The sequence below is a fragment of the Paracoccus sp. MA genome (genome assembly GCF_020990385.1).
Classification (GTDB): Bacteria; Pseudomonadota; Alphaproteobacteria; order Rhodobacterales; family Rhodobacteraceae; genus Paracoccus.
Genome location: NZ_CP087597.1, coordinates 215,530 through 239,398 on the forward strand (window position 1 = coordinate 215,530; position 23,869 = coordinate 239,398).

Consider the following 23,869-nt stretch of genomic DNA (forward strand, 5'->3'; position numbering starts at 1 on the left):
TGGCCTGGTTTTGCTCCGCCGCCATGGCCGACTTTTGCGCCGCCGTTGACAAATTACGAGGCGAGCTGGATCGGGCACTATGGGTCGTACGCCGGGACCCCGACTAGCTGAGGAGCGTCCGGGGCTCTGTCTGCCCGATTTGCTTTAACTGGCGCTGCGCTCTTGCTGCGGGGTCTGGGCGAGGAAAAGCAGGTCGAGGAATTTTGCGAACAGCGGAAACACGGCATGCCCGCTGTCAGGGCTGGCCTTGGGTGGCCAGCGGCGGGCCGTTGCCGGCGTCGGAGACGAGGGCGGGCTTGCGCCTTGTGAACAGCCGGTCGCGCGAATGGGTCAGGTGATCGCGCATCAGGTCGCGCGCGCGGGCACCGTCCTGCAGCCGGATCGCCTCGAAGATCCCCGCATGCTCGTCGAAGACCCGCGCCAGCCCGCTGGCCTCGCGCTTGACCGAGGCGCCGTGGAAGCGCATTCCGACGGCGATATGGTCCTTCAGCGCCTCCATCGCGATCGAGAAATAGCTGTTCTCGGACGCGATCGCGATGGCCAGGTGGAACTGGAAATCGGCATCCTCGCGGTGGCTCTGGCGGTTGGTGGCGTCGCGCATCAGCTCCAGCGCGGCGGCGATCCGTTCCAGCGCGGCGTCGTCGCGCCGCTCGGCCGCGCAGGCGGCGGCGGCGGGTTCCAGCGTCAGGCGGAACTCATAGCAGCTGAGCAGGTCCGAGACGTTTTCCAGCGGCCCGAAGCCGAGCGGCTGCTTCAACCCGATGGTGCGCACGAAACTGCCCGCGCCCTGGCGCGAATAGATCAGGCCGCGCTCGCGCAGCTTTTTCAGCGCATCGCGGATCACGGGGCGCGAGACCTCGAATTCGGCGGCCAGGTCATGTTCGGTCGGCAGTCTTTCGTCGGGGCGATAAGAGCCCGACTTGATCGCCCGTTCCATCCGTTCGAAGACGATCTCGCTGAGGGATTTCCGCGCCCGCTTTTCCGGCTCCGCCATCAGTTCTGCCCCCGAAACATCTCCAGCAAGGTGGCGAGGGTATCGGCCGCGCCGAAGCCCCCGGATTTGGCGATGATGCTGATTTCGCCCCCATATGCCACAGCTAACCCAGGCAGGCATTCGCCCGCAAGCCGCAGCGAGGTGATGCCCATATGCGCCAGCACCGCCTCGGCAGTCGCGCCGCCGGACAAGAGCAGCGCCTGCCGACCGGCGGTAAGCCGGGGATGGACGCTGCGGGCCAGGGCTTCGGCGACCTGCGATCCGGTTCGCGTGGCCTGCCCCGCCACTGCCTGCACCAGCAGATGCGGCGCGGTGGCGTCTGGTACCGCTTCGCCCGCGGGGGCGGGCAGGACCGCCGCCAGTCCCGAGGCCTGCACCTGTCGTGCCTGTTCCACCGTGATCGGATCGCGAGAGCCGATGACCAGCAGGCTGCGCGCGGCGCGCGGCAGGACCGGCGTGGCTGCGGGCTGCCCGGTCATGCGGATCGCCAGCGCCTCGGCCAGCCCGCGCGCGCCGACCAGCAGGTCGCCCGGTTGCGTCCTGTCCAGCGCGGCGGCCAACTCAGTGGCGCTGGTCACGTCGGGGATGACGGCGCGGCCGGCCAGCGGGCCAAGGGCTTCGGCGATGGAAAGGGGCCGGGCGACGCCGTAGCCCCCGACATGGCCGGCCTGCGTGATCCGCCCGAAATCGGGAATGGCGGGGGCGACCAGCATCCGCGCCGGGTCCAGCACCGCGAGTTCGGCGGCGACATGCCCCTTCAGCCGCGAATCGATCTTCTTCAGGACTGGCACGCCTGCGGGCAGCGCCGCCACGACCTGCGCCATCGCCTTGCGCGCCGCGTCCTTGGTGCCATCGCGCGAGCGGGTGCTGACCGCCATCACCTGCGCGCCGCTTGCCGCGACCGAGGCCACCGCCTCGGGCGACAGCGCGACCTGGACTGCCAGCCCGCGCCCGGCGAAGGGCGCGGCGCTGTCCAGCGCGCCGGTCAGGTCGTCGGCGATGATGCACAGCTTCATCGGCGCGCGCCCTAGAAAGCGGCGCGATAGATGGCCAGAACCTCCTTGGGCGTCATGTCGCGGGGGTTGTTGTCCATCAGGCGGCGGATGGCATGGGCGTCACTGGCGAAGCGGGGCAGCTGGTCCTCGGTCGCGCCATGCGCGGACAGCCGCATCTCGACCCCCAGATCCGCGCAGAAGGCATGGGCGCGGGTCAGAAGATCGCCTTCGCCAAGTCCCAGGGCGGCCACGATCTCGGCGGTCTTGGCCTGGGCCACGGGTTCGTTGAAGGCCAGCACATGCGGGAAGATGATCGCATTGGCCAGCCCGTGCGGCAGGTGCAGCAGCGTGCCAAGCGGATAGGACAGCGCATGTCCCGCCGCGGTGTTGACCGGGCCAAGGCAGATGCCGCCGTAGAAGGATGCCAGCATCATCCCCTCGCGCGCCTCGGTGTCGGAACCGTCGCGGACGGCGCGTGCAAGGTAGCGGCCGACGAGGCCGATCCCCATGCGGGCGAAGCCGTCGATCACCGGATGGGCGTTGCGGTTGGTGAAGGCCTCGACGCAATGGGCCATCGCGTCGATCCCAGTCGCGGCCGTCACCGCAGGCGGGACCGAGAAGGTCAGCTCGGGGTCCAGCACCGCCAGGTCGGCGATCAGATGCGGGCTTTCCACCGCGATCTTGTTGCCCTTGCCGGGATCGGTGATCAGCGCGCGGATGCCCGCCTCGGACCCGGTGCCCGCCGTGGTCGCGACCTGCACAAGGCCGGAGCGGCGCCCCGAGACCCGGTTCGGGCCGGCGACATCGGCCAGCGACTGCTCGCCGTCCCACATCGCCGCGACCAACTTGGCCACGTCCATGACCGAGCCGCCGCCAAGCCCGATCACCAGGTCGGGCCGGGCCTCGCGCGCGGCGGCGATGGCGGCGTCGAAGGTCGCGATGTCGGGCTCGCCCGGAATGGCGTCGAAGACCGAGACCTGGCCCGCAAGCCCCAGCCTGTCCGCGAAACCGGCGGTATGCGGGCTGGCGATGACCAGGACATTCCGCGCGTCATGCGCCCATGCGCCGGTGCGGGCCGAGGCGCCCGCACCGATTTCCAGCCGTTTCGGCTGATGCAGGGTGATGATGCGGCTCATGCTCATGCCTTGCTCTCCAATTCGTCCATGACGGCCCAGACCTTCGCGGCCTCGCCCTCGGAGAGGGGCGAGAAGGGTGGGTGCACGTTCATCCAGCCCATGTCGCCGCGGCGCCGGGCCAGCATGGTCTTGACGGTGGGAAGCTGGGTGTAGCTGTTGGTCAGGTTGCGCCACGCGACGATCACGTCCTGCGCGGCCTTCACCTCGGCGGCCTTCGCCGGGTCGTTCCAATGGTCGTAAACCACCCGCAATTCCCGCGCGACGAGGTTGGAACTGGCGGTGATGCAGCCCGCGCCGCCGCCTTGCAGGACCGGCAGCAGCAGCGGATCGGCCCCGGCCAGCACGGCGAAACCGGGGAAGCGGGCGGCCATCGCGTGCATGTTCTCGATCTTGCCGTCGCTGTCCTTGATGCCGATGACGGTATCGGGGAAGGCCTCGACCAGCATCGCGATCAATTCATGGCTGATCGGTACGCCGGTCAGCATCGGGATGTGGTAGAGGATCACCTTCAGCCGATCATCCGCGACCTTTTCGATGATCGAGGCATAGAAGCGGAACAGGCTTTCATCGCTGAAGGCAGTGTAATAGAAGGGCGGCAGCAGCACCACGCCCTTGACGCCCGCCTGCACCGCGTGGCGGGTCAGCTCGACCGCATCCGTCACCGCGCAGGACGAGGTGCCGGGCAGCATCTGGTCGGGCCGGGTGCCGCCGGCGATCGCGGCTTCCAGCAGGTCCATGCGCTCGCGCACGGAGAAGCTGTTCGCCTCGCCGGTCGAGCCCAGCATGGCGATGCCGTGGCAGCCTTCCTCGATCAGTGCCTTGGCATGGGCGCCGAACAGGGGCAGGTCGGGGGTGCCGTCGGCTTTCAGGGGCGTGGCGGCGGCGCAATAGACGCCCTCGATGGCGAAGCTCATCTCGATCCTCCGGAAACCAGTTTGCGGGCATAGGCGATGGCGGAATTCATGTTGCCGTGATCGGCGACGCCCTGGCCCGCGATGTCGAAGGCGGTGCCGTGATCGACCGAGGTGCGGTCGATGGGCAACTCGACCGAGACGTTCACCGCCGTGTCGAAAGCCACCAGCTTGATCGGGATATGGCCCTGGTCGTGATACTGCGCGACCACCAGGTCGAATGCGCCGGAATAGGCGCGGTGGAACACGGTATCGGCCGAGATCGGGCCGTAGGCGTCGATCCCCTCGGCGCGGGCGGCGGCGATGGCGGGGGCGATCTGGTCGGCGTCCTCGGTCCCGAACAGCCCGTTCTCGCCGCAATGGGGGTTGATCCCGGCGACCGCGATGCGTGGCGCACTGACGCCGATGCGCTTCAGATGGGCGTTGCCCGCGCGGATCGTGGCCAGCACCCGCTCGGTCGTGGCGCGGGCGATGGCGTCCTTCAGCGAAACATGGGTCGAGACATGGATGACCTTCAGCCGCTCGGACGCCAGCAGCATATAGGCGGCCTCGGCCCCTGTCAGGCTGCGCAACATGCCGGTATGGCCGTCATAGTGATGGCCGGCGGCGTTCAGCGCCTCCTTGTTGATGGGCGCGGTGACGATGCAGCCGATCCGGCCGGCCTGCGCGTCCTGGACGGCGCGTTCGATGAAGCGGAAGGCCGCGTCGCCCGCGACCGGGGACAGTTGCCCCCAGGGCAGGGGGGCGCCGTCATAGTCGATGTTCACCACCCGCTCGGCCAGGTCCAGCTCGATGCCTGCGACCGCCTTCGCGGCCTCCAGAGTGGCGCGGTTGCCATAGATCAGCGTCCGCGCCCGGTCCTCGGGCGACATGTCGGCCAGCGCCCTGACGCTGATCTCGGGGCCGACGCCGGCGGGGTCGCCCATGGTGATGCCGATGATGTCGCTCATGTCAGAGCCTCCGAAAGGCGGCTTTCCCAGCCAGGTTGCAGTTGCAGGTATTTGATGGCGCGGCGGTGGTAGGTATAGGCGAGGTGCAGGGTGCCGTCCGGGCCTTCCAGCAGCCAGGGATAGGACATTTCCTTGTTGCGCCCGTCGGTGGAATCGTTCGAGGTGCAGGTGCCCGGCCCGTCCTCGACCAGGTAACGCCGCGGGAAGGTTCGCCCGCCGTCGCTGGAGATGCAGATCGTCACCGGCGCGCGCGGTACGCCCCAGATCGGGGTGCAGCCGCCTGCGGGATCGGCGTCCGGGCGGTCGTCCTCCTCGCCCAGCTCGTCATACAGCGAGGCGCGGCGGTCGGGCGACATCGCGGCATTGACCGGGTTGCAGATCATCGCGATCCGCCCGTCGCGCAGGGTGATGGCGGCGATCGAGGAATTGTTGTTCGGCACGTCCGTCGCCACCGGCGCGGCCCAGCTGTGCCCGCCATCCGCGCTGTCCGAGCGGTGGACGAAATCGGACTGGCGGCGGCGATAGAAGGCGGCCATGCGCCCTTCGCCCAGATCGACCGGGCTCATATGGACCGAGCCGACAGAGTCCGGCACGTCCTCCAGCCGCCAGCTTTGCCCGCCATCCATCGAGACGCCCATCGCGGCGGTGTCGTGGCTGCCGTTCCATTTCCGGCCGGGGCGCTGAACGCAGCGGAAGATCGGCAGCAGCCAGGCGCCGTCGTCGCGCAGCCGGACCGGGGCGCGCACGAAACAGCCGCGCGGCAGGTCGAGGAAGCGCCCCTCCTCGGCGGTGATCGCCACCCCGTCGCGGTTGAGCGCCGCCATGCGGATGCGGCACTGGTCCTGATTGCCCGAGGGTTGCGAGGTGTGGAACAGCCACAGCCCGCCATCGGGTGCAGCGAAGATCACCGGGTTCTGTTCCGAGTGATCGGGATCGTGGCTGAGCCTTTGCGCGGGTCCCCACGCATCCGCGCCGGGCAGCAGCACCGAGGCATGGATCGAGATGTCCGACTTGCCCTCCAGCGTGCCGCCGAACCAGGCACAGATCAGCGCGCCGTCATCGGCCAGCGACAGGAATGCGGCATGATTCTGCACCATGGGCGAGGGCAGGAATGCCTGCTGCATCCCCTCCGCGGCGCTGGTCAGGCGCCCGTCCATGCGCTGCGCGATATCCTCTGGTCGCATATGCTCCTCCTGCGTCGAATTGACGGGAAGACAGCGCATAACGAAAGCAGTTGTCAAGTTGAAAGATGAAAAACTGAATGAATGCGTTGCGCGTTGTGTAAATTAATTAAGTAAAAACAGTTATATAAATGCGAGCATCATGAGGCCGTGATCTTCTGGGGATTTTTTATTGACAAAATTGATGGCCTGTCCGATGGTTCGGCAACCGTGCTGGAGGGGTGTCGGCGCGGGTTTTCGGAGGGGGCATGGCCTGGACGGTTGCACGAGGCGGGACAGCGATGCTGGCGGTCGGGCTGGCGGCGATGGGTGCCGCGCTTTCTGCCGTCGATGCCGCCATCGTGCGGCAGCTGGACGGCGGCGTTCATCCGATGATGATTGCCTTCACCCGCGCCCTGTTCGGCGCGCTGGCGGTTCTGCCGATGGCGGTGATGCGGCCCTCGGTGCTGGAATCGGCCTATCCGCTGCGCCAGCATCTGATCCGTGCGGCGCTGAAGCTGGTCGCACTGGTCGCATTCTTTGCCGCCTTCGCGCAGGGACCGCTGACGGATGTGACGGCCATCGCCTTCACCTCGCCGATCTTCGTGGTGCTTGGCGCATCGCTGATGCTGGGCGAAAGGCTGGGCGGGTTGAAGATCCTGGCCGTCGCCACCGGCTTTTGCGGGGCGTTCCTGGTGGCCGGACCGGCCGGTGCCGGCCTGACGCCGGCGATCGGCTTCGCGCTGATCGGGGCCGTGGTGCAGGCGGTGATCCAGCTGATGCTGAAAAGCATGTCCTCGGGCGACCGGACGGCGACGCTGGTGATCTGGAACCTGCTGCTGACCGTCCCGCTGGCCTTCCTGCTGGCGCTGCCATTCCTGACCATGCCGAGCGCCGGACAGCTGGGCCTGCTGGCATTGCAAGGCGTTCTGGGCGCAGGCTGCATGGCGCTGATGACCCATGCCTTCAGCCTGGCCGATGCGTCCATCGTCGCGCCGGTCGATTTCCTGCGGCTGCCGCTGGTCGCCGTGCTGGGCTATCTGCTGTTTTCGGAAGTGGCGAAGCCCTCGGTCTGGATCGGCGGCGTGCTGATCTGCCTTGCGGCCCTGATCGCGTCCCGCGCCTCGCGCCGCGCAAGAGCCGTCGAATGAATTGATCCGATATCCACGGGAGGAACGAATGATCAAAAGATCCTTGATATGGGGGACGCTTGCCGTCGCGACGATGCTGACCCCGGCTTTCGCGCAGGACAGCACCGTCCGCATCGTGCTGAACGAGGAGGTGGACCTGCTGGAGCCCTGCATGTCCACGCGCTCGAATATCGGGCGGGTGACGCTTCAGAACATCAACGAGACGCTGGCCTTCCTGGACCTGCGCGAGGGCGGTGGGTTGCAGCCGAAGCTGGCCGAAAGCTGGGAACAGCTGGAGGACGGTTCCTGGCGCTTCCACCTGCGGCAGGGCGTGACCTTTTCCGATGGGACGGGTTTCGACGCGCGTGACGTGAAGCATTCCTTCGACCGGGCGATGGACCCCTCGATCACCTGCGAGGTGCCGCGCTATTTCGGCGGCATGACCATCGAGGCCGAGGTGGTGGACGACCATACCATCGACTTCAAGGCCGATCCCCAGCAGCCGATCCTGCCCCTGCTGCTGACCCTGATCTCGATCGTGCCCGAGGAAACGCCGATCGAATTCGTGCGCGAGCCCATCGGCACCGGCCCCTATACCCTGACCGAATGGACGCCGGGCCAGCGCATCGTGCTGAGCCAGCGCGACGATTACTGGGGCGAGATGCCCGCGGTGACCGGGGCGACCTATCTGTTCCGGGCCGATCCTGCGGTTCGCGCGGCGATGGTGGCGACGGGCGAGGCCGACATTTCGCCCTCGATCGCGGCGCTGGACGCGACCAATCCGGCGACCGATTTTTCCTATCTGGACAGCGAGACGGTCTATGGCCGGCTGGATCACTCGGTCGCGCCCTTCGACGACCTGCGGGTGCGCAAGGCGCTGAACCTGGCCATCGACCGCGAGGCCTTCATCGGCACGCTGGTCCCCGAGGGCGCGCTGCTGGCCAGCGCCGTCTATCCGCCCCCCACGCTTGGCTGGAACGAGAGCGTCGAGGTCTGGCCCTACGACCCCGAGGAGGCCGCGCGCCTGCTGGAGGAAGCCAAGGCCGACGGCGTCGCCGTCGATACGCCGATCACTCTGATCGGCCGCACCGCGAATTTCCCCAACAACGTGGAAATCCTGGAGGCGGTCCAGCAGATGCTGCAAGAGGCGGGCTTCACCGTCGAGCTGCAATTCTACGAAGTGGCCGAGTTCGAGAAGCTTTACTCCAAGCCTTACCCGGAAGGCCGCGGGCCGATGGTGGTCGTCGCCATGCATGACAACTCGCGCGGCGATCCGTCCTTCTCGATGTATTTCAAATATGCCTCGGACGGGCGGCAGTCGGGGATCAGCGATCCCAAGGTCGACGATCTGATCAACCGCGCGCAGGCCGCGACCGGGGACGAGCGCGAGGCGCTGTGGAAGGAGCTTCACGCCTATCTGCACGACGAGGTGGTGGCCGACCTGCTGCTGTTCCACATGGTCGGCTTCAGCCGCGTGAACGAGCGCCTGGACTGGAAGCCGACGATGGCGACGAATTCGCAGCTTCCGCTGGCGGATATCGCCTTCAAGTGACCTGACAGCCGGGCGGGGGCCATCCCCGCCCAAACGACCGGAGCCTTCGGCCATGATGAGTTTCATACGCAAACGCGCCTTCGCCAGCCTGATCTCGCTGATCCTGCTGGTCGTCGCCGTTTTCTTCCTGTCGCGGCTGACGGGCGATCCGGCGGCGCTCTACCTGCCCTCGGAAGCCTCCGAGGAGATGCGCCGGCAGTTCCGCGAGATACACGGGCTGAACGATCCGCTGCTGGTGCAGTTCGGTCGCTATGTCTGGGACCTGCTGCATCTGGATTTCGGCGATTCCGTGCGCCGCGCGCGCCCGGCCTTCGAGGTGGTCAGCGAGGCCTTCCTGTGGACGCTGCAACTGGCCGTCATCACCATGACGCTGGTGACGGGGGCGGCCATCGTCGTCGGCTCTCTGGCGGCGTTCCGGGTGGGCGGGTTCTTCGACCGCATCGCCTCGCTGACCTCGCTGATCGGGGCCTCGGCGCCGGATTTCTGGGTGGCCATCGTCGCCATCGTGGTCTTTTCCGTGGGGCTGGGCTGGCTGCCGACCTCGGGGACGGGCAGCCTCTGGCACTGGATTCTGCCCATCGGGGTGCTGTTCATCCGCCCCTTCGGGCTGATCGTGCAGGTGGTGCGCGGCTCGATGATCAACGCGCTGTCCTCGGCCTATGTGAAGACCGCGCGGGCCAAGGGCGTGAGGACGCGCCCGATCATCTTCGTCCACGCGCTGCGCAACGCCATGCTGCCGGTCATCACCGTGATCGGCGATCAGGCGGCGGCGCTGCTGAACGGCGCGGTGGTGATCGAGACGATCTTCGGCTTTCCCGGCGTCGGCAAGCTGATGATCGATTCCATCCTGCAACGCGATTTCAACGTCGTGCTGGCGGCGATCATGGTCACCGCCATCGCCATCTTCATCATGAACCTGCTGATCGACCTGGCTTATGCGCTGCTCGATCCGCGCATCCGGTATTGAGCCATGACCAGCATCGACATCATTCCCGACGAGCCGAAGCCGCTGGTCCGTTTCGCCCGCATGCTCTGGGCCGACAAGTTCGCGCTGGCGGCGGTGCTGTTCCTGACGCTGGTGCTGGTCCTCGCGCTGATCGGCCCCTCGTGGCTGGGCGAGGTGGCGCAAAAGCAGAACCTGCGCGGGCGCAACGCGCCGCCCTTCGAGTGGGAACGCGGCTGGCTGTGGATCCTGGGCGCGGATGCGCTTGGCCGCCCGCTGCTGGCGCGGATCATCGTCGCGACCCAGAACACGATGATGGTGGCCGGGGGCGCGGTGTTCTTCTCGGCCCTGATCGGGACGGTGCTGGGGCTGGTCGCGGGCTATGCCGGGCCGCGCACCGGGCAGGTGATCATGCGGCTGGCCGATGTGATCATGTCGTTTCCGTCGCTGCTGCTGGCGGTGGTGGTGCTGTATATCCTGGGGCCGTCGATCCTGAACCTGGTGATCGTGCTGGCGATCACCCGCATCCCGGTCTATCTGCGCACCACCCGCGCCGAGGTGCTGGAGGTGCGCGAGCGGATGTTCGTGCAGGCCGCCAAGGTGATGGGCGCCTCGTCCCGGCGGATCGTCTTCCGCCATATCCTGCCGGTGGTGCTGCCGACGCTGATGACCATCGCCACGCTGGATTTCGCCTTCGTTATGCTGGCGGAAAGCTCTCTGTCCTTCCTCGGCATCGGCATCCAGCCGCCGGAAATCACCTGGGGGCTGATGATCAGCCAGGGGCGGCAATATCTGACGACCGCGTGGTGGCTGTCCTTCTGGCCGGGCCTTGCGATCATCCTGACCACGCTGTCGTTGAACCTGCTGTCGGGCTGGATGCGCATCGCGCTGGACCCGACCCAACGCTGGCGGCTTGAAATGAGGGGGCGCAGGAATGGCTGAGCCGATGTTGCAGGTGAAAGACCTGTCGGTCGAGTTTCACACGGCGGCCGGCACCGTCCGCGCGGTCAGGAATGTCAGCTTCGATCTGGACCGGGGCGAGACGCTGGCGATCCTGGGCGAAAGCGGCTCGGGCAAGTCGGTGTCGTCCTCGGCGATCATGGACCTGATCGACATGCCGCCGGGCAGGATCACCAGCGGCCAGATCATCTTCGAGGGCCGCGACCTGCTGAAGCTGAGCGCCTCGGAACGCCGCAAGGTCAACGGCCACAAGATCGCGATGATCTTCCAGGACCCGCTGAGCCATCTGAACCCGGTCTATACCGTCGGCTGGCAGATCGTCGAGACGATGACCACCCACGGCATGGCCCGGTCGAAGGCGCGGGCCGAGGCCTTGCGGCTGTTGGGCCGCGTCGGCATCCCGGACCCCGAGGGCTCGATGGGGAAATATCCGCATCAGTTCTCGGGCGGGCAGCGCCAGCGGCTGATGATCGCGATGGCCTTGGCGCTGAAGCCCGACCTGCTGATCGCGGACGAGCCCACCACCGCGCTGGACGTGACCGTTCAGGCCGAGGTCCTGGCCCTGTTGGAGGAATTGCAGCAGGAAACCGGCATGGGCGTGCTGATCATCACCCACGACCTTGGCGTCGTGGCCGAGATCGCCGACCGCGTCGTGGTGATGAATGCGGGCGAGGTGGTCGAGACCGGCGACACGCGGCAGGTCTATCGCAACCCCGCCCATCCCTATACCCGCAAGCTGATCGGTGCGGCGCCTGGCAAGGGCGCGATGCACGACCCGCTGCCGCCCGCCGAGCCGGTGCTGTCGGTGCGCAATGCGCGCAAGGTCTATGGCGATTTCGCCGCCGTCGAGGATGTCTCCTTCGACCTGATGGCGGGCGAGACCCTGGCCATCGTCGGCGAAAGCGGCTCGGGCAAATCGACCGTGGCCAAGATGCTGCTGCGGCTGGAGGAGCCAACTGGCGGCCAGGCCCTGTGGAAGGGCCAGGACCTGTTTTCCATGCCGGAACGCCAGCTGTTCGTGCTGCGCCGCGACTTGCAGATGGTGTTCCAGGACCCGACGCAAAGCCTCAACCCGCGCATGACCGTCTGGCAGCTGATCACCGAGGGCTGGGTCATCCATCCCGGCATCCTGCCCCGGTCGAAATGGAAGGCCCGCGTGGCCGAATTGCTGCATCAGGTCGGGCTGAAGCCCGAGATGGCCGGGCGCTATCCGCACCAGTTCTCGGGCGGGCAGCGCCAGCGCATCGCCATCGCCCGCGCGTTGGCGCTGGAGCCGGAACTGATCATCTGCGACGAGGCGGTCTCGGCGCTGGACGTGTCGGTCCAGGCGCAGGTGATCGAGCTGCTGGACGGGCTGCGCAAGTCCCTGGGCATCGCCTTCATCTTCATTGCCCATGACCTGCCGGTGGTGCGCGACTTCGCCGATCACGTCATGGTGATGCAGAAGGGCAGGGTGGTCGAGGCAGGCACCGTGCGCCAGATCTTCGACAACCCGCGCCAACCCTATACGCAGGCGCTGCTGGCGGCGGGACTGGACCCCGACCCGGATGTGCAGGCCGAACGCCGGGCCGCGCGCCTGGCGATGGCGGCAGGCTGAAAGGTCGCGCGGAACGGCTTACTCGGGCCGTTTGACCTGATCGGCATCGTCCCGATGCCCAGTGCGGATATGCTACGCGGCAAGTTTTGGCACCTGCTGTTCGACCAATCGCAAGTATCGTTGGTTGCATGCCCTGGAGCGGAACCTACGCCAGAATACGCTAAACTACGATAAGCCCCGTTGTCAGGGGATGAACCGTGCCAAGTTTGTGGTGAGGGTCAAAGATAGGCGGGATCGCTGAAGCGCCGCCCTTGGCGTCATTCCGATACCACGTCCGTCCCGGTTGAAAGCAGCCGGGCAAAATGCAATGTGGGAAGGGTCCGCCTGAAAAAGGCCTGCTCATGCCCGATTCCAAATCCAGGACGCTACTGGCCGATCAGCATTTCTTTCTGTCGCCTCAGTTGAGCGAAGGCCAGAGTTCGGACGACGATATCGATCTGAACATCATCGCCAGCACCTATCGCTCGATCATCGATGAGCATGCTTTCGATGAGATGGTGGCGAGTTGGGAAGCCAAGCTCGCATCGTCCGGCGGAGATGCCGAGCATCCCAAAGTCTCCAAGGGGCTGTTCAGCCAGTTGCTGACCTTCCGCAACACCTTGGAAAAGCTGGACGTCCCGACCGAGAACGACCCGCTGAAACTGGCGGTTTCCGAAGTGCCGGGACCGGCGACTGTGCTGTCTCCAAACGGCAATGTCGCGGTCATCAACATTGCGGGCGAACGCGCGTTCGGCAAGCGCCAGGGCGCGTTCATGGACGCTGCAGTCATCGCGCCGAATTCTCTGGAGGACTATCGTGCCCTGTTGCGTGCCGCCACCGGTCAGGGCAACGCGGCGCAAGCAATCCTGACGATCCTGCCGGCCACCGAGGGCTATGGCGAATCCTTCCTGGCCGAGGGCTACCTGATCCGCGTGCCGGGCCAGAGCGGCGCCCATATCGCCATCCGTTCCCTGGAAATCGCCTGGGGGCCGCGGATCGCCGAGCGCTTGCAACAGGCCTTCGGCCTGACGCAGGCCGAATCCGAGGTCGCGCATCTGTTCTTTCGTCTGCGCAACCTCGAATCGATCGCGATAGAGCGAGGCGTGTCGCTGCTGACGGTGCGCACCCAGATCAAGACGATCATGGCCAAGATGGGCGCCCCCTCGAATATCGACCTGATGCGCCTGCTGGCCATGATCGCCAGCCGTGAACATGTCGGGCTTCGGGGCGAAGCCCCTGTCTGGCACGATCCCCTGGGCCGCGAAAAGCTGATCGAGATGCCCGATGGCCGCAAGATCGCCTGGACCTGGATGGGCGCGAAGCGGGGCATCCCCGTGGTCATGCTGCGGGGATTGCCGATGACCTATCTGCTGCCGGGCGATGGAGAGGCCCGGCTGCGCGACGCGGGCATCTGCCTCTATGTTCCGTCGCGACCCGGTCACGGGAACAGCACCATGGACTCCTCGCTTGATGTGATGAGCGACAATCTTGTCGCATTGCGGGTCTTTCTCGACCAGGTCATCGGCCGCCCTTGCCTTGGCGTCGGATTGGCCAGCGGCACCTTGCCTCTGGTCGTCGAAGCGGTGGCAAATCCCACGCGCTTCCACGGGATACTGGCAGTCGGTTTCTCGTCCGGGATCGACCCTTCGGGAGTCCAGCGCTTGCCGCAGATTCAACGCATCATGCTGCAACTCGCAGACAGTGCGCCATGGGTCGCCGAACTGATGGCCAAATCGGGACACCGGATGATGCGCCAGCACGGCCTGGACTGGTATCTGGAACGCGCCTTCCGCCATACGCCGCTGAACCAGCAAACGGTGCGCAACCCCGATTGGACGGCATTGATCCGGAACGCCTGTGAACATCTGCTGAAACAGGGCCACGCGACCTTTGTTCGGGAGTTGCAGCTTTCACGCCACCGCATGGACACCGCGCTGCGCGAGTTGCTCATACCCATGCGATATCTGGCGCCCACCGAAGATCCCGGCATCGATCTGGCTGCGTGCAGGCAGTTGGAAAGGATCAATCCCCTGATCACCGTCGAGCCCGTCACCGATGCGGCCGAGTTGGTTTTTTATCAGCGCAATGACCTCATTCTGGATCGCATCATCGCCGCGGCACACCGAAACTGAGCTGCATACACCATTCGGCGTATGACAACGCGGTTCGCCATCCTCTAGAGCGACCGCGCAGGGCGCACGGTTGGTGCGTAATAAATTGTTCAGCTTGGATATTGAGCGCCAGACCGATCTTTGGGCTGACGGCTTTGCAATGCAAGGAGGGATTGATGAGCGACGCAACCATCATGCGGCCGCCCCGCCGGGCCCCGGAATACGTGGCCAATCCAGACATGGCAGCCTTCACCATCGGGCAGATCGCCCTTGTTAGGTTGAGGGAAGATGGCGTGCTTTCCGTCGAGACGCTACACAGGCATCTGGCAAGGATCGCCTCTGGGCAAGGTGACGCTGTCGCTGCGCGGGTAACCGCCGATATGGCCCTCGGGGCGCTTCGTTACATCGAAAACTCCCTGAGGAATCAGGCTGCCTGAACAAGCCGGCAGCACCGGGTTTTCGGGCCATTTTCTCCGTCTTAGTTTTTGGAATATCGTCACTTCTTCCCATCGGCAGGGAATGCGGTTTGCAGTGCATCATTCTGAGCCATGTTTCGACCCGCTTAGCAGAGAAGGGTAAGCTGCGGCTGCAGCCCCCCGAGGCTGGCGCTTCTCGGGATCGGGTTCCCTGGTCGCGATCCTCGCTTCGAGCGCGGTGGTCTGCGCCTGCGCCTGCGCCTGCGTCTCGGCGATGGCGGTCTCCTGGTCTTCCAGCGCTAGTTACAGCTGCGCCGGATCCAGCTTCTCCGATTTAGGCCCGAACTTCGTGTGCCGGTAATCCTGAACCTGGCCTTCCAGCCGTTCGATCAGGGCCTTCAATTCGATGATGAAGGTGTCCTTCTCGACCACCGCCGCCTGCTCGTGCTGGCGGGCCGCCCGTTCGACCGATAGCTCGAACTGCATCGCCGCAAATGCCTTCCTTACCTCGGAAGGCAGATCGGGAAACAAGCTGAGATCGATAGGCTGCGACATATGCCTCCCTATCCGATCCGGACCGGAAAGCCCATTAAAACAAGTCAAAATATACCCGACGGATCACCCCGCCGCAGTCGGTCTCGCAACGCGCCGCGCAACCGGCCGCGCCACCAGCCCCTCAAACAGAGCTTCCGCCTGCACGGCTTCGCCATTCCAAAAGATGGTGGTGGGGCTGCCCGTCATGACGCCGTGTTACAGCCGCCACCGTCGCCCCAGGTTTGAAAGTCTTTGCGACAATCCGCGCCTTCACATCGTCAGGCCAATGCCGGTTGCTCCGTCGAGCCTCCCCAACCTCGAACTGCCCAACAAATCCATCTCCGCCATTCCGACACCCTTCTGAAACTTCAGAAGAAAAATCGCCCCTCAGCCGCAGGTCGGAAACCGCAAATCTGAATGGGACGCAAAGGACGGATACCCAGAAAGCTGCTTCTGATCTCCTTCACCGACACCGTCCGTCCTGTCCCAAGCCGCATTTCTAGGGTCAGGATTCATAACCAATAGATGACGAGAGCCGCGAGGGCGATGGCTGAGAGGAAGACCTTGGGGCATCGGTCATAGCGGTGTGAACCGGCGTGCAAAATTGACCCCGTAACGGGGTAATCGGCTTCCAAAAATGACCCCCTTACGCTGATGGTCATGATGCCTCCGAGGCTATCGGGGGGCACAGTGTGGGATGCTGGTTGTGGAGACGATTGCGAAGATCCGCCGGGCGTATTTCCAGGACAAGAAGTCGATCAAGCATATCTGCCGAGAGCTGCGGGTATCGCGGAACACGGTTCGGAAGGTGATCCGGTCCGGCGCAACGGAGATGACTTACGAGCGAACCGTCCAACCGCAGCCGAAGATCGGTCCCTGGAAAGGCAAGCTCGACGAGATGCTGGCGGCGAATGCGCGCAAGCCGAAGCGCGAGCGGCTGACCCGCATCCGGATTTTCGAAGAGCTCAGGGCCCTCGGATATGACGGCGGCTACGACGCGGTCCGACGCTATGCGGCTTCGTGGTCGCAGGCGGAGCAGGAAGCGTCAGCCGCCGCCTATGTGCCACTGAGCTTCGATCCGGGTGAAGCCTACCAGTTCGACTGGAGTCACGAGGTCGTTCTGATCGACGGCGTGACCACCACGGTGAAGGTGGCTCACGTCCGGCTTTGTCATAGCCGGATGCTGTTCGTCCGGGCCTACCCGCGAGAGACGCAGGAAATGGTGTTCGATGCCCATGACAAGGCCTTTGCCTTCTTCGGCGGCGCCTGTGCGCGTGGGATCTACGACAACATGAAGACGGCGGTGGACACGATCTTCGTCGGCCGCGACCGCGCGTATAATCGCCGGTTCCAGCAGATGTGCGGACACTACCTTGTCGATCCCGTCGCCTGCACCCCCGCGTCCGGCTGGGAGAAGGGACAAGTAGAGAACCAGGTTGGCGTTGTCCGGCGGCGGTTCTTCGTGCCGCGGCCGCGCTTCAAGAGCTACGCGGAACTCAACGCCTGGCTTCAGGATCGCTGTATTGCCTGGGCCAAGGCCCATCCGCACCAGGAATTGCGTGATCGGACAATCTGGGACGTGTTCCAGGATGAGCGGGCGAGCCTGGTGCCCTACGTCGGCCCTTTCGACGGATTCCATGCCGTGCCGGCCTCGGTGTCCAAGACCTGCCTCGTTAGGTTCGACAAGAACCGCTACTCGGTCGATGGTCGCGCCGTCGGCCGTCCGGTCGAGATCCGCGCCTATGCCGAGCGGGTCGAGGTCTGGCAGGACGGCAAGATCGTCGGCCGGCACGACCGCGCCTTCGGGCGCGACAAGGCCATCTATGACCCGCTGCACTACATCCCGGTGCTGGCCCGCAAGCCCGGCGCCCTTCGAAACGGCGCTCCCTTCAAGGAATGGGAACTGCCGCCGGCGATACGACGCGTCCAGCGTAAGCTGGGGCGCGTGCCGAACGGTGACCGTCAGATGGTCCAGATCCTGAGCATGATCCCAACGGATGGACTGGAAGCCGTCGAGGCTGCCTGCGTCGAGGCCCTGACCGAAGGCGCCCCGGCGGCATCGGTCGTTCTGAACATCCTGGCCCGACATCGCGAGCCACCACCTCCGTTGACCATCGCCACGCCGGACGCGTTGCGCCTGACCTGCGAGCCCGTGGCCGACTGCAAACGCTACGACAGCCTCAGGAGACCCCGCCATGGAAAGATCACAGGTGCTGGACGCGATGGGCCAGTTGAAGCTCTACGGCATGAAGGCCGCCTACGATGAGATCATCGCCACGGCGGTGAAGCGACAGCACGAACCGCAGCAAATCGTGGGCGACCTGCTGAACGCCGAGATCAGCGAGAAACAAGCTCGCTCGATCAAATACCAGATGACCATCGCCAAGCTGCCCTTGGCCAAGGAAGTCGACGAGTTCAGCTTCGAAGACACGCCCGTAAACGAAACGCTGGTGCGCGATCTGGCCTCCGGAGAGTTCCTCGAGCATCAGCGTAACGTCGTCCTCATCGGCGGCACCGGGACCGGCAAATCCCACCTTGCCGTCAGCATCGCCCGGGCCTGCATCCGCCGTGGCAAGCGCGGCCGCTTCTTCAACGTCGTGGACCTGGTGAACAAGCTGGACGCCGAAGCCCGCGCCGACCGACAGGGACGCACTGCGGATCTCCTGTGCCGCCTCGACTTCCTGATCCTCGACGAGTTGGGATATCTGCCGTTCGCCCAGACGGGTGGCCAGCTCCTGTTCCACCTCATCAGTCGCCTTTACGAACGCACCTCGATCATCGTGACGACGAACCTCGACTTCGGCGAATGGCCGACCGTCTTCGGAGACGCGAAGATGACAACGGCGCTCCTCGACCGACTGACCCATCACTGTGACATCGTCGAGACCGGCAACGAGAGCTGGCGCTTCAAGACGCGGGAATGACCGAGACGCCGCTGGCCCGATCCGGTTGCGCTGTATGGAGGCTACACCGCATCGGGCCAGCTACCCGTGCTGACCAAGCGGGGTCATTATTGGGCGCCGAAAGGGGGTCAAAGTTGCGTGCCGATTGACACATAGCGGGTCGCGACGCGCCTCCAGTCCTTGAGCCTGCCGAACATGATCTCGATGCGGTTACGCCGCTTGTATCTCCGCTTATCGTATTTGATCGGCGTCTTGCGTTTCTTCCGGCCTGGGATGCAGGCACGTATCCCCTTGTCCTGCAACGCTTCTCTGAACCAGTCAGCGTCATAGCCACGATCCCCGAGTAGCCATTTGACGTTTGGCAGGCCACTCAGCAGGGCCCGAGCGCCGATATAATCGCTGACCTGTCCAGCGGTGACGAACAGGTCGATCGGTCGGCCCTGACTGTCGCAGATGGCGTGCAGCTTGGTGTTCATACCGCCTTTGGTTCGACCGATCAGGCGACCACGCCCCCCTTTTTGGCGGCCATGCTGGTCGCCGTTCGATGGGCCTTGAGGTATGTTGCGTCGATCATCACGGTCGTTTTCTCGCCGTGTTCCGCTGCCAGCCCGGCCATCATCCGCGCGAAGATGCCCTTTTCGCTCCAACGCTTCCACCGGCTGTAGAGCGTCTTATGTGGGCCATACGCGGCGGGCGCATCGCGCCAACGCAAGCCATTGCGATTGATGAAAATAATCCCGCTCAGCACCCGTCTGTCTTCAACCCGGGGCTTCCCGTGCGACCTGGGAAAGAAGGGAGCCAGGCGCGCCATCTGCGCGTCGGTCAGCCAGAAGAGATCGCTCATGTCACCGCTCCGTTTTCGGAGGCGTGAATCACGCAGCGCAACAGAAATCAATGCATCCTGACCCTAGTCGTCGCGGATCGGGAACTGTTCCAGTTGCGCGCTGTCCTGGGCGCAGGCGGCGCCGATGCTCAACATCGAAACAAGCGATACCGCAGCGATTAGCTTGTAAGGTTCCGCCGTGGGCCGTCTGCATCGGGTTAGCTTCATGACTTAAGGCATGCGTTATGTCATGCGCTAAGGTCATTTCACAATTCGAGGTCCTTCCGGCGGGCGAGCTTGGCCGACGTCGGACGTGGACGGATGCGGTGAAGCTTCGCATCGTCGAGGAGAGCTATCGCGGGCACCGTCAGGGGTCTGCGGTTGCGCGTCGGTACGGGATATCGCGGGCGCTGCTGACGCAGTGGCGCCGGGCTTATCACAAGGGTCTGCTGGAGGGCGGCCCCACTGCATTTTCGCCGGTGGAGATCGCGGCGGAGCCGCAGCCGGAGTTCCCGGGCAAGCCGCCAGCGGCGGAGGCCAGCGATCGGATCGAGATCACGCTGGCCAACGGGCGGCGGTTGAGCGTTGCCCTGTCGATCGATGCCGACAGGCTGGTGCGGATCGTCCGGGTTCTCGACCCCGTGCAGCACCATGTTCATCGCGCCGATGCGCAGCATCGTGCTGTCGAAGTCGAAGCCGTGGAACATGCGGTTATGGAAATGCTCGCGCTGTTCGCGGTTGCGCAGCATCTGCGGATGGTGGTCGCGCAGGTATTCGCCGGCCGCGACCAGAAAGCCGCAGGTGCCCGCCGCCGGGTCGCAGATCGTATCGGTGGGCTGCGGCGCCATCAGGTGGACCATCAACTGAATGATGTGGCGCGGCGTGCGGAACTGGCCATTCTGCCCGGCGCTGGCGATCTTGCCCAGCATGTATTCATAGACGTCGCCCTTGGTGTCGCGGTCGTCCATGGGGATGTCGTCCAGCATCTGCACGACCTTGGCCAGCAGGTTGGGGTTCGAGAACCCCAGCCGCGCGTCCTTCATATGGGTGCCGTAAGAGGAACCCGCCTCGCCCATCGCGCGCAGGAAGGGGAAGACGTGTTCGTCCACGATCCGCATCATCTCGCGCGCCTCGAAATTCCTGAAGCGCGACCAGCGGAGGTTGTCATAGGGTTCACCCTTGGGGTCCGCGCCTTCGGGGAAGATACGGCGCTCCATCGGCGGGCCCAGCATCTCGGCCTTGCTTTCCTCGACCGTGTGCAGGTCGTCGAGCCGCTTGATGAACATGAGAAATGTCAGCTGCTCGATGACCGAAAGCGGGTTCGAGACACCACCCGACCAGAAGGCGTTCCATATCTGGTCGATTTGGTTGCGGATCGGTCCTGTCAGCATCCTGTCCCCCTTGCGGTTTTCGGCGACAGTAGAAGTTGCGCACAGGATGCTCAACGGGGGCCGTGATGGGAGGTTGACCCTCAGGAGCGCGTACGGGAATTGAAGATGGGATTTCAGCGATGTCGTGAACGCCGCCGTTTAGCCGTCCTGCCGGAACCTTCTTGCACAGGAGGATCGTCCAATTCCGGCTGATTACGCATCCCGAATCAGAGCTTCTATTTTGGCCAGCCGCCAGTGCCGCTCGTTGGCTAGGCGCTCGACAAGCTGTGCGATCACCGGGTCCGGCGCCGGCGCTGGATGATGAACACCGGAGCGGGCGATTGTGGTGGTCATCCGTGCGAGGTCGCACTGAAATGATGCGCATTCTTGCCTTGCATCTTTCATGCGCATATATTGGCCGGCGATATGGAGGATGATCATGGCCCAATCTGGTCGCCGGGCGGCAAACCTGTCACTCGATCAATCGCTGCTGAGCGATGCTCGCGCACTCGGCATCAACCTGTCGCGTGCCGCCGAAGCAGGGCTGCGTCAGGCTGTGCATGAAGCGCGTGCCGAGCGGTGGCGGCAGGAGAATGCGGAAGCCTTGGCCGCTTCGAATGCCTGGGTCGATGAAAAAGGCTTGCCCTTGGCAGCCTATCGTCCTTTCTGATGGCGCGGTTCGATCTGTATCGGAATCCGGACCAGGGCGGCTATCTTCTGGATGTACAAAGCGATCTGCTGTCGGATCTGAACACGCGGATCGTTGTGCCCCTGATGCCGCGCGATCACGCGCCAAGGCCAGCAACGATCCTCAACCCCGTGTTTGACATCCATGAGATTCCCCATGTCATGGCGACACAGTTTCTCTCTGCCGTGCCCACCAGCCTGCTTCGCCGACCGGCAGGGACGTTGGCTCGACAGTCCGAAGTGGTGACCCGCGCGCTTGACTTCCTCTATCAGGGATTTTGAGAGCGCACCAATGGGGGTGCATCGGTGCCGCTGCGAGAGCTTACTTGGCATGGATGCGCTGCAGAGAGATTGAGCGCCCTCGACATTGCGAAACAGTGTCCAATGCGCGCCCCGCAACCAAACAGATCCCAAACATCCATATAAACCATGTGTTCGCGGCACTTGGTGGATCGGGTTGCCCAGCCGACGGCCGGCAGGCATCTGGACATTCTCAGGCAGGGGGAATTCATCACGGTGCGCAAGCACCTGAAATGGTCCTATTGCAAGCGAGACGAGGGCGCGATCAGCGATTATCTGGATTGGTTGCGCCGGGAGGTTTCCGCGGCCTCGACCGGCAGCTGAGGACAGGCCCCCCGGAATGACCATCGTCACGCGGCGAAGCAGCGCTCCCTCGGGCGGAGATTCGAGCAGGATCCGGGCAGACCATTCCAAACGGCAATCCTGGCCGGCCCGAAGACGGCGGCGTCACGCCTTTCCGGCAGGCGACTTGACGCCGGAGGGTCGCCTTGCCGAAGGTCGGCCCGGCCGCATGCTGCGCGCAGCCGGAAACGAGACATGTCCGAGAGGCGGGAAGATGGCGACGGAACTGCTGATTGTCCTGGTGCTGCTGGCTGCGGCGATTGCGATGTTCGCGCTGAACCGGCCGCGCATGGACGTGGTCGCGATCCTGGCCCTGGTGGCGCTGCCGCTGACCGGCATCATCACCCTCGACGAGGCGCTGGCCGGCTTCAGCGACCCCAATGTCATCCTGATCGCGGCACTTTTCGTTCTGGGCGAGGCGCTTGTGCGCACCGGGGTCGCGCAGCGCACCGGTGATCTGCTGGTGCGCCATGCCGGCGCGTCCGAGATGCGGCTGATCACGCTGCTGATGGCGGCCGCTGCCGGGATCGGCGCCTTCATGAGCTCGACCGGCGTGGTCGCGATCTTCATCCCCATCGTGCTGCGGATCGCGGCGAAGATCGGGGTGGCCCCGGGGCGGCTGATGATGCCGCTGAGCGCGGCGGCGCTGATCAGCGGGATGATGACGCTGGTCGCCACGGCCCCGAACCTCGTGCTTGACAGCCTGCTCCGGCGCGAGGGGTATCAGGGCTTCGGCTTTTTCGACTTCACGCCGTTCGGGCTGCCGATCCTGCTGCTGGGGATCGGCTACATGCTGGTCGCCCGGCGCTGGCTGGCGGCGGAAAGCCCGGCTGCGGACAGCCGCCGGCCAAGGCTTGCCGACTGGATCGCCAGCTATGGCCTGGCCGGGCGCGAGTTCCGCCTGCAGCTGTCGGCCCGGTCGGGGCTGGTCGGCAAGCGGCTGGACCAGCTGGATCTGCGCGGCACGGCGGGGATCAACATCCTGGGCATCGAGCGGTCGACCACCTATGGCCGGCGGCTGATCCAGCCGCGGGCCGAGACCATCCTGCAGGCCGAGGACGCCCTGTTCCTGGACGTGTTCGGGGAAGGCACGGATATCGAGGCGTTCTGCAGCAGCCACGGGCTGCGCCGGCTGCCCATCTCGGGGCGCTACTTCACCGATCACGCGCAAGAGATCGGCATGGCCGAGCTGATCGTGCCGCCCGACTCGCCGCTTGTCGGCAGAAGCATCGCGCAGTCGCGGTTCCGGTCGGTCCATGGCCTTGCGGTCGTCGGCCTGCGCCGCGACAACCAGCCGATCGGGGATGTCGATGCGCGGACCGTCCTGCGCGGTGGCGACGTGCTGCTGTCGGTCGGTCCCTGGAGCCGCATCCGGCAGGTCCATCAGGGCCGGGACCTGGTCGTGCTGGCCCTGCCGGGAGAGATCGACGAATTGCTGGAGGCGCCTTTCCGCGCCGTTCCCGCCATCGCCATCCTGGCCCTGGTCGTCGTGATGATGATGACCGGCATCGTCCCCAACGTGCTGGCGGCGCTGATCGGCTGCCTGCTGATGGGGCTTTTCGGCTGTGTCGACATGGCCTCGGCCTATCGTTCGATCCACTGGCAGAGCCTGGTGCTGATCATCGGCATGTTGCCGTTCTCGCTGGCGCTTCAGAAGACGGGCGGCATCGACCTGGCGGCCGAGGCGCTGCGGATCATGGTCGGGGAGTCGGCGCCCCGCGCCGCGCTGGCGGTGATCTTCGTGACCACGGCCATGCTGGGTCTGTTCATCTCGAACACGGCGACCGCGGTATTGATGGGGCCGGTCGCGCTGGCGCTCGCCTCCGACCTCGGGGTGTCGCCCTATCCTTTCGCGATGACCGTGGCGCTGGCGGCATCGGCCGCCTTCCTGACGCCGGTGTCCTCGCCTGTCAACACCCTGGTCATAGGTCCGGGCGGCTACAGGTTCTGGGATTTCACGCGGATCGGAATGCCGCTGGTCGCCATCGTCCTCGCTGTCGCGATCGGGCTGGTGCCGGTGATCTTCCCGTTCCATCCGGGGTGATTTCAGGGCGACCCGATGGGCGCTGCAAGGTC

General features: G+C 65.2%; 21 protein-coding genes and 3 pseudogenes. 13 read left to right on the forward strand and 11 right to left on the reverse strand.

The genetic code is table 11. The annotated features are described in order from the left end of the window. Window positions 1–235: 235 nt before the first annotated feature. From LOS78_RS01095 to LOS78_RS01120, 6 genes are read right to left on the reverse strand one after another with little or no spacing between them, the layout of a single operon-like run. The gene (locus LOS78_RS01095) at window positions 236–994 is read right to left on the reverse strand and encodes a FadR/GntR family transcriptional regulator (protein WP_010397930.1); all 759 of its coding nucleotides are present in this window, start codon (window positions 992–994) and stop codon (window positions 236–238) included. Beyond that, window positions 994–2,010, reverse strand: a complete 1,017-nt coding sequence (locus LOS78_RS01100) for a four-carbon acid sugar kinase family protein (RefSeq protein ID WP_028714566.1) — start codon at window positions 2,008–2,010, stop codon at window positions 994–996. The genes LOS78_RS01095 and LOS78_RS01100 overlap by 1 nt, the downstream gene beginning before the upstream one ends. An 11-nt stretch (window positions 2,011–2,021) precedes the next feature. Beyond that, window positions 2,022–3,131: an iron-containing alcohol dehydrogenase gene (locus LOS78_RS01105; protein ID WP_176224566.1), complete on the reverse strand. Its 1,110-nt coding sequence runs from the start codon at window positions 3,129–3,131 to the stop codon at window positions 2,022–2,024. Continuing rightward, the gene (locus LOS78_RS01110) at window positions 3,128–4,039 is read right to left on the reverse strand and encodes a dihydrodipicolinate synthase family protein (protein WP_028714568.1); all 912 of its coding nucleotides are present in this window, start codon (window positions 4,037–4,039) and stop codon (window positions 3,128–3,130) included. The genes LOS78_RS01105 and LOS78_RS01110 overlap by 4 nt, the downstream gene beginning before the upstream one ends. Next, on the reverse strand, window positions 4,036–4,986 hold the full coding sequence (gene pdxA, locus LOS78_RS01115) for a 4-hydroxythreonine-4-phosphate dehydrogenase PdxA (RefSeq protein WP_028714569.1): 951 nt from the start codon (window positions 4,984–4,986) through the stop codon (window positions 4,036–4,038). Before pdxA ends, LOS78_RS01110 begins: the two co-directional genes overlap by 4 nt. Further along, window positions 4,983–6,170 carry an exo-alpha-sialidase gene (locus LOS78_RS01120; protein WP_028714570.1) on the reverse strand — a complete coding sequence of 396 codons (1,188 nt, stop codon included), beginning with the start codon at window positions 6,168–6,170 and terminating at the stop codon, window positions 4,983–4,985. Before LOS78_RS01120 ends, pdxA begins: the two co-directional genes overlap by 4 nt. 245 nt (window positions 6,171–6,415) lie before the next feature. On the opposite strand from LOS78_RS01120, the gene LOS78_RS01125 reads away from it, so the two are divergent. From LOS78_RS01125 to LOS78_RS01155, 7 genes are all read left to right on the forward strand, one after another. Beyond that, window positions 6,416–7,297, forward strand: coding sequence for a DMT family transporter (locus tag LOS78_RS01125; RefSeq protein ID WP_230376507.1), 882 nt, complete (start codon window positions 6,416–6,418; stop codon window positions 7,295–7,297). A gap of 28 nt (window positions 7,298–7,325) precedes the next feature. Next, window positions 7,326–8,828: an ABC transporter substrate-binding protein gene (locus tag LOS78_RS01130; RefSeq protein ID WP_147427940.1), complete on the forward strand. Its 1,503-nt coding sequence runs from the start codon at window positions 7,326–7,328 to the stop codon at window positions 8,826–8,828. A gap of 52 nt (window positions 8,829–8,880) precedes the next feature. Then, window positions 8,881–9,795 carry an ABC transporter permease gene (locus tag LOS78_RS01135; protein ID WP_028714573.1) on the forward strand — a complete coding sequence of 305 codons (915 nt, stop codon included), beginning with the start codon at window positions 8,881–8,883 and terminating at the stop codon, window positions 9,793–9,795. 3 nt (window positions 9,796–9,798) lie between these two features. Further along, window positions 9,799–10,713, forward strand: a complete 915-nt coding sequence (locus tag LOS78_RS01140; RefSeq protein WP_028714574.1) for an ABC transporter permease — start codon at window positions 9,799–9,801, stop codon at window positions 10,711–10,713. Further along, window positions 10,706–12,328 (forward strand): ABC transporter ATP-binding protein, encoded by a 1,623-nt coding sequence (locus tag LOS78_RS01145; protein ID WP_028714575.1) that lies wholly within the window; start codon window positions 10,706–10,708, stop codon window positions 12,326–12,328. Before LOS78_RS01140 ends, LOS78_RS01145 begins: the two co-directional genes overlap by 8 nt. 341 nt (window positions 12,329–12,669) lie before the next feature. Then, on the forward strand, window positions 12,670–14,439 hold the full coding sequence (locus LOS78_RS01150; RefSeq protein ID WP_028714576.1) for an alpha/beta fold hydrolase: 1,770 nt from the start codon (window positions 12,670–12,672) through the stop codon (window positions 14,437–14,439). A gap of 155 nt (window positions 14,440–14,594) precedes the next feature. Further along, a complete protein-coding gene (locus LOS78_RS01155) occupies window positions 14,595–14,855 on the forward strand; it encodes a hypothetical protein (RefSeq protein WP_036714651.1) in 261 nt (86 codons plus the stop codon). A 147-nt stretch (window positions 14,856–15,002) separates the two neighbouring features. On the opposite strand, the pseudogene LOS78_RS01160 reads toward LOS78_RS01155, so the two are convergent. Both LOS78_RS01160 and LOS78_RS22065 read right to left on the reverse strand, forming a co-directional pair. Further along, a pseudogene (locus LOS78_RS01160) lies at window positions 15,003–15,389 on the reverse strand (transposase); the annotation flags it as partial. 121 nt (window positions 15,390–15,510) lie between these two features. Further along, window positions 15,511–15,642 carry a transposase gene (locus LOS78_RS22065; RefSeq protein ID WP_198019401.1) on the reverse strand — a complete coding sequence of 44 codons (132 nt, stop codon included), beginning with the start codon at window positions 15,640–15,642 and terminating at the stop codon, window positions 15,511–15,513. A gap of 423 nt (window positions 15,643–16,065) precedes the next feature. Between LOS78_RS22065 and istA the strand changes: the two genes are divergently transcribed. Further along, window positions 16,066–17,634 carry an IS21 family transposase gene (gene istA / locus LOS78_RS01165; RefSeq protein ID WP_028717560.1) on the forward strand — a complete coding sequence of 523 codons (1,569 nt, stop codon included), beginning with the start codon at window positions 16,066–16,068 and terminating at the stop codon, window positions 17,632–17,634. Next, the gene (gene istB / locus LOS78_RS01170; RefSeq protein WP_024843951.1) at window positions 17,564–18,292 is read left to right on the forward strand and encodes an IS21-like element ISPkr1 family helper ATPase IstB; all 729 of its coding nucleotides are present in this window, start codon (window positions 17,564–17,566) and stop codon (window positions 18,290–18,292) included. Before istA ends, istB begins: the two co-directional genes overlap by 71 nt. A 107-nt stretch (window positions 18,293–18,399) precedes the next feature. Here istB and LOS78_RS01175 read toward each other — a convergent pair. Next, window positions 18,400–19,115, reverse strand: a protein-coding gene (locus LOS78_RS01175; RefSeq protein ID WP_371824702.1) for an IS5 family transposase whose coding sequence is annotated in 2 segments (ribosomal slippage) — window positions 18,400–18,792 and window positions 18,795–19,115 — 714 coding nt in all. Because the reading frame shifts where the segments join, the coding sequence is not laid out codon by codon here. Between the two features lie 224 nt (window positions 19,116–19,339). On the opposite strand from LOS78_RS01175, the pseudogene LOS78_RS01180 reads away from it, so the two are divergent. Further along, window positions 19,340–19,537: pseudogene (locus LOS78_RS01180) on the forward strand (transposase); the annotation flags it as partial. A gap of 240 nt (window positions 19,538–19,777) precedes the next feature. Here the strand turns inward: LOS78_RS01180 and LOS78_RS01185 are convergent. Together LOS78_RS01185 and LOS78_RS01190 are read right to left on the reverse strand one after the other, a co-directional pair. Continuing rightward, window positions 19,778–20,485 (reverse strand): annotated as a pseudogene (locus LOS78_RS01185) (type I restriction-modification system subunit M N-terminal domain-containing protein); the annotation flags it as partial. A gap of 192 nt (window positions 20,486–20,677) precedes the next feature. Next, a complete protein-coding gene (locus tag LOS78_RS01190) occupies window positions 20,678–20,905 on the reverse strand; it encodes a hypothetical protein (protein ID WP_230376508.1) in 228 nt (75 codons plus the stop codon). Between LOS78_RS01190 and LOS78_RS01195 the strand changes: the two genes are divergently transcribed. The 3 genes from LOS78_RS01195 (at window position 20,904) to LOS78_RS01205 (ending at window position 23,837) form a co-directional block, all read left to right on the forward strand. Beyond that, window positions 20,904–21,134 (forward strand): type II toxin-antitoxin system CcdA family antitoxin, encoded by a 231-nt coding sequence (locus LOS78_RS01195; protein ID WP_230376509.1) that lies wholly within the window; start codon window positions 20,904–20,906, stop codon window positions 21,132–21,134. The two genes, LOS78_RS01190 and LOS78_RS01195, sit on opposite strands and share 2 nt — an antisense overlap. Beyond that, window positions 21,134–21,433, forward strand: coding sequence for a CcdB family protein (locus LOS78_RS01200; protein ID WP_230376510.1), 300 nt, complete (start codon window positions 21,134–21,136; stop codon window positions 21,431–21,433). Before LOS78_RS01195 ends, LOS78_RS01200 begins: the two co-directional genes overlap by 1 nt. Before the next feature lie 574 nt (window positions 21,434–22,007). After that, window positions 22,008–23,837, forward strand: coding sequence for an SLC13 family permease (locus LOS78_RS01205; protein ID WP_230376515.1), 1,830 nt, complete (start codon window positions 22,008–22,010; stop codon window positions 23,835–23,837). Window positions 23,838–23,869: the final 32 nt, after the last annotated feature.

Bases quoted from the DNA above. Each gene is read 5' to 3' on its own strand.
- LOS78_RS01095 (WP_010397930.1), bottom strand. From the start codon at position 994: ATGGCGGAGCCGGAAAAGCGGGCGCGGAAATCCCTCAGCGAGATCGTC.
- LOS78_RS01100 (WP_028714566.1), bottom strand. From the start codon at position 2,010: ATGAAGCTGTGCATCATCGCCGACGACCTGACCGGCGCGCTGGACAGC.
- LOS78_RS01105 (WP_176224566.1), bottom strand. From the start codon at position 3,131: ATGAGCATGAGCCGCATCATCACCCTGCATCAGCCGAAACGGCTGGAA.
- LOS78_RS01110 (WP_028714568.1), bottom strand. From the start codon at position 4,039: ATGAGCTTCGCCATCGAGGGCGTCTATTGCGCCGCCGCCACGCCCCTG.
- pdxA (WP_028714569.1), bottom strand. From the start codon at position 4,986: ATGAGCGACATCATCGGCATCACCATGGGCGACCCCGCCGGCGTCGGC.
- LOS78_RS01120 (WP_028714570.1), bottom strand. From the start codon at position 6,170: ATGCGACCAGAGGATATCGCGCAGCGCATGGACGGGCGCCTGACCAGC.
- LOS78_RS01125 (WP_230376507.1), top strand. From the start codon at position 6,416: ATGGCCTGGACGGTTGCACGAGGCGGGACAGCGATGCTGGCGGTCGGG.
- LOS78_RS01130 (WP_147427940.1), top strand. From the start codon at position 7,326: ATGATCAAAAGATCCTTGATATGGGGGACGCTTGCCGTCGCGACGATG.
- LOS78_RS01135 (WP_028714573.1), top strand. From the start codon at position 8,881: ATGATGAGTTTCATACGCAAACGCGCCTTCGCCAGCCTGATCTCGCTG.
- LOS78_RS01140 (WP_028714574.1), top strand. From the start codon at position 9,799: ATGACCAGCATCGACATCATTCCCGACGAGCCGAAGCCGCTGGTCCGT.
- LOS78_RS01145 (WP_028714575.1), top strand. From the start codon at position 10,706: ATGGCTGAGCCGATGTTGCAGGTGAAAGACCTGTCGGTCGAGTTTCAC.
- LOS78_RS01150 (WP_028714576.1), top strand. From the start codon at position 12,670: ATGCCCGATTCCAAATCCAGGACGCTACTGGCCGATCAGCATTTCTTT.
- LOS78_RS01155 (WP_036714651.1), top strand. From the start codon at position 14,595: ATGAGCGACGCAACCATCATGCGGCCGCCCCGCCGGGCCCCGGAATAC.
- istA (WP_028717560.1), top strand. From the start codon at position 16,066: ATGCTGGTTGTGGAGACGATTGCGAAGATCCGCCGGGCGTATTTCCAG.
- istB (WP_024843951.1), top strand. From the start codon at position 17,564: ATGGAAAGATCACAGGTGCTGGACGCGATGGGCCAGTTGAAGCTCTAC.
- LOS78_RS01195 (WP_230376509.1), top strand. From the start codon at position 20,904: ATGGCCCAATCTGGTCGCCGGGCGGCAAACCTGTCACTCGATCAATCG.
- LOS78_RS01190 (WP_230376508.1), bottom strand. From the start codon at position 20,905: ATGATCATCCTCCATATCGCCGGCCAATATATGCGCATGAAAGATGCA.
- LOS78_RS01200 (WP_230376510.1), top strand. From the start codon at position 21,134: ATGGCGCGGTTCGATCTGTATCGGAATCCGGACCAGGGCGGCTATCTT.
- LOS78_RS01205 (WP_230376515.1), top strand. From the start codon at position 22,008: ATGGCGACGGAACTGCTGATTGTCCTGGTGCTGCTGGCTGCGGCGATT.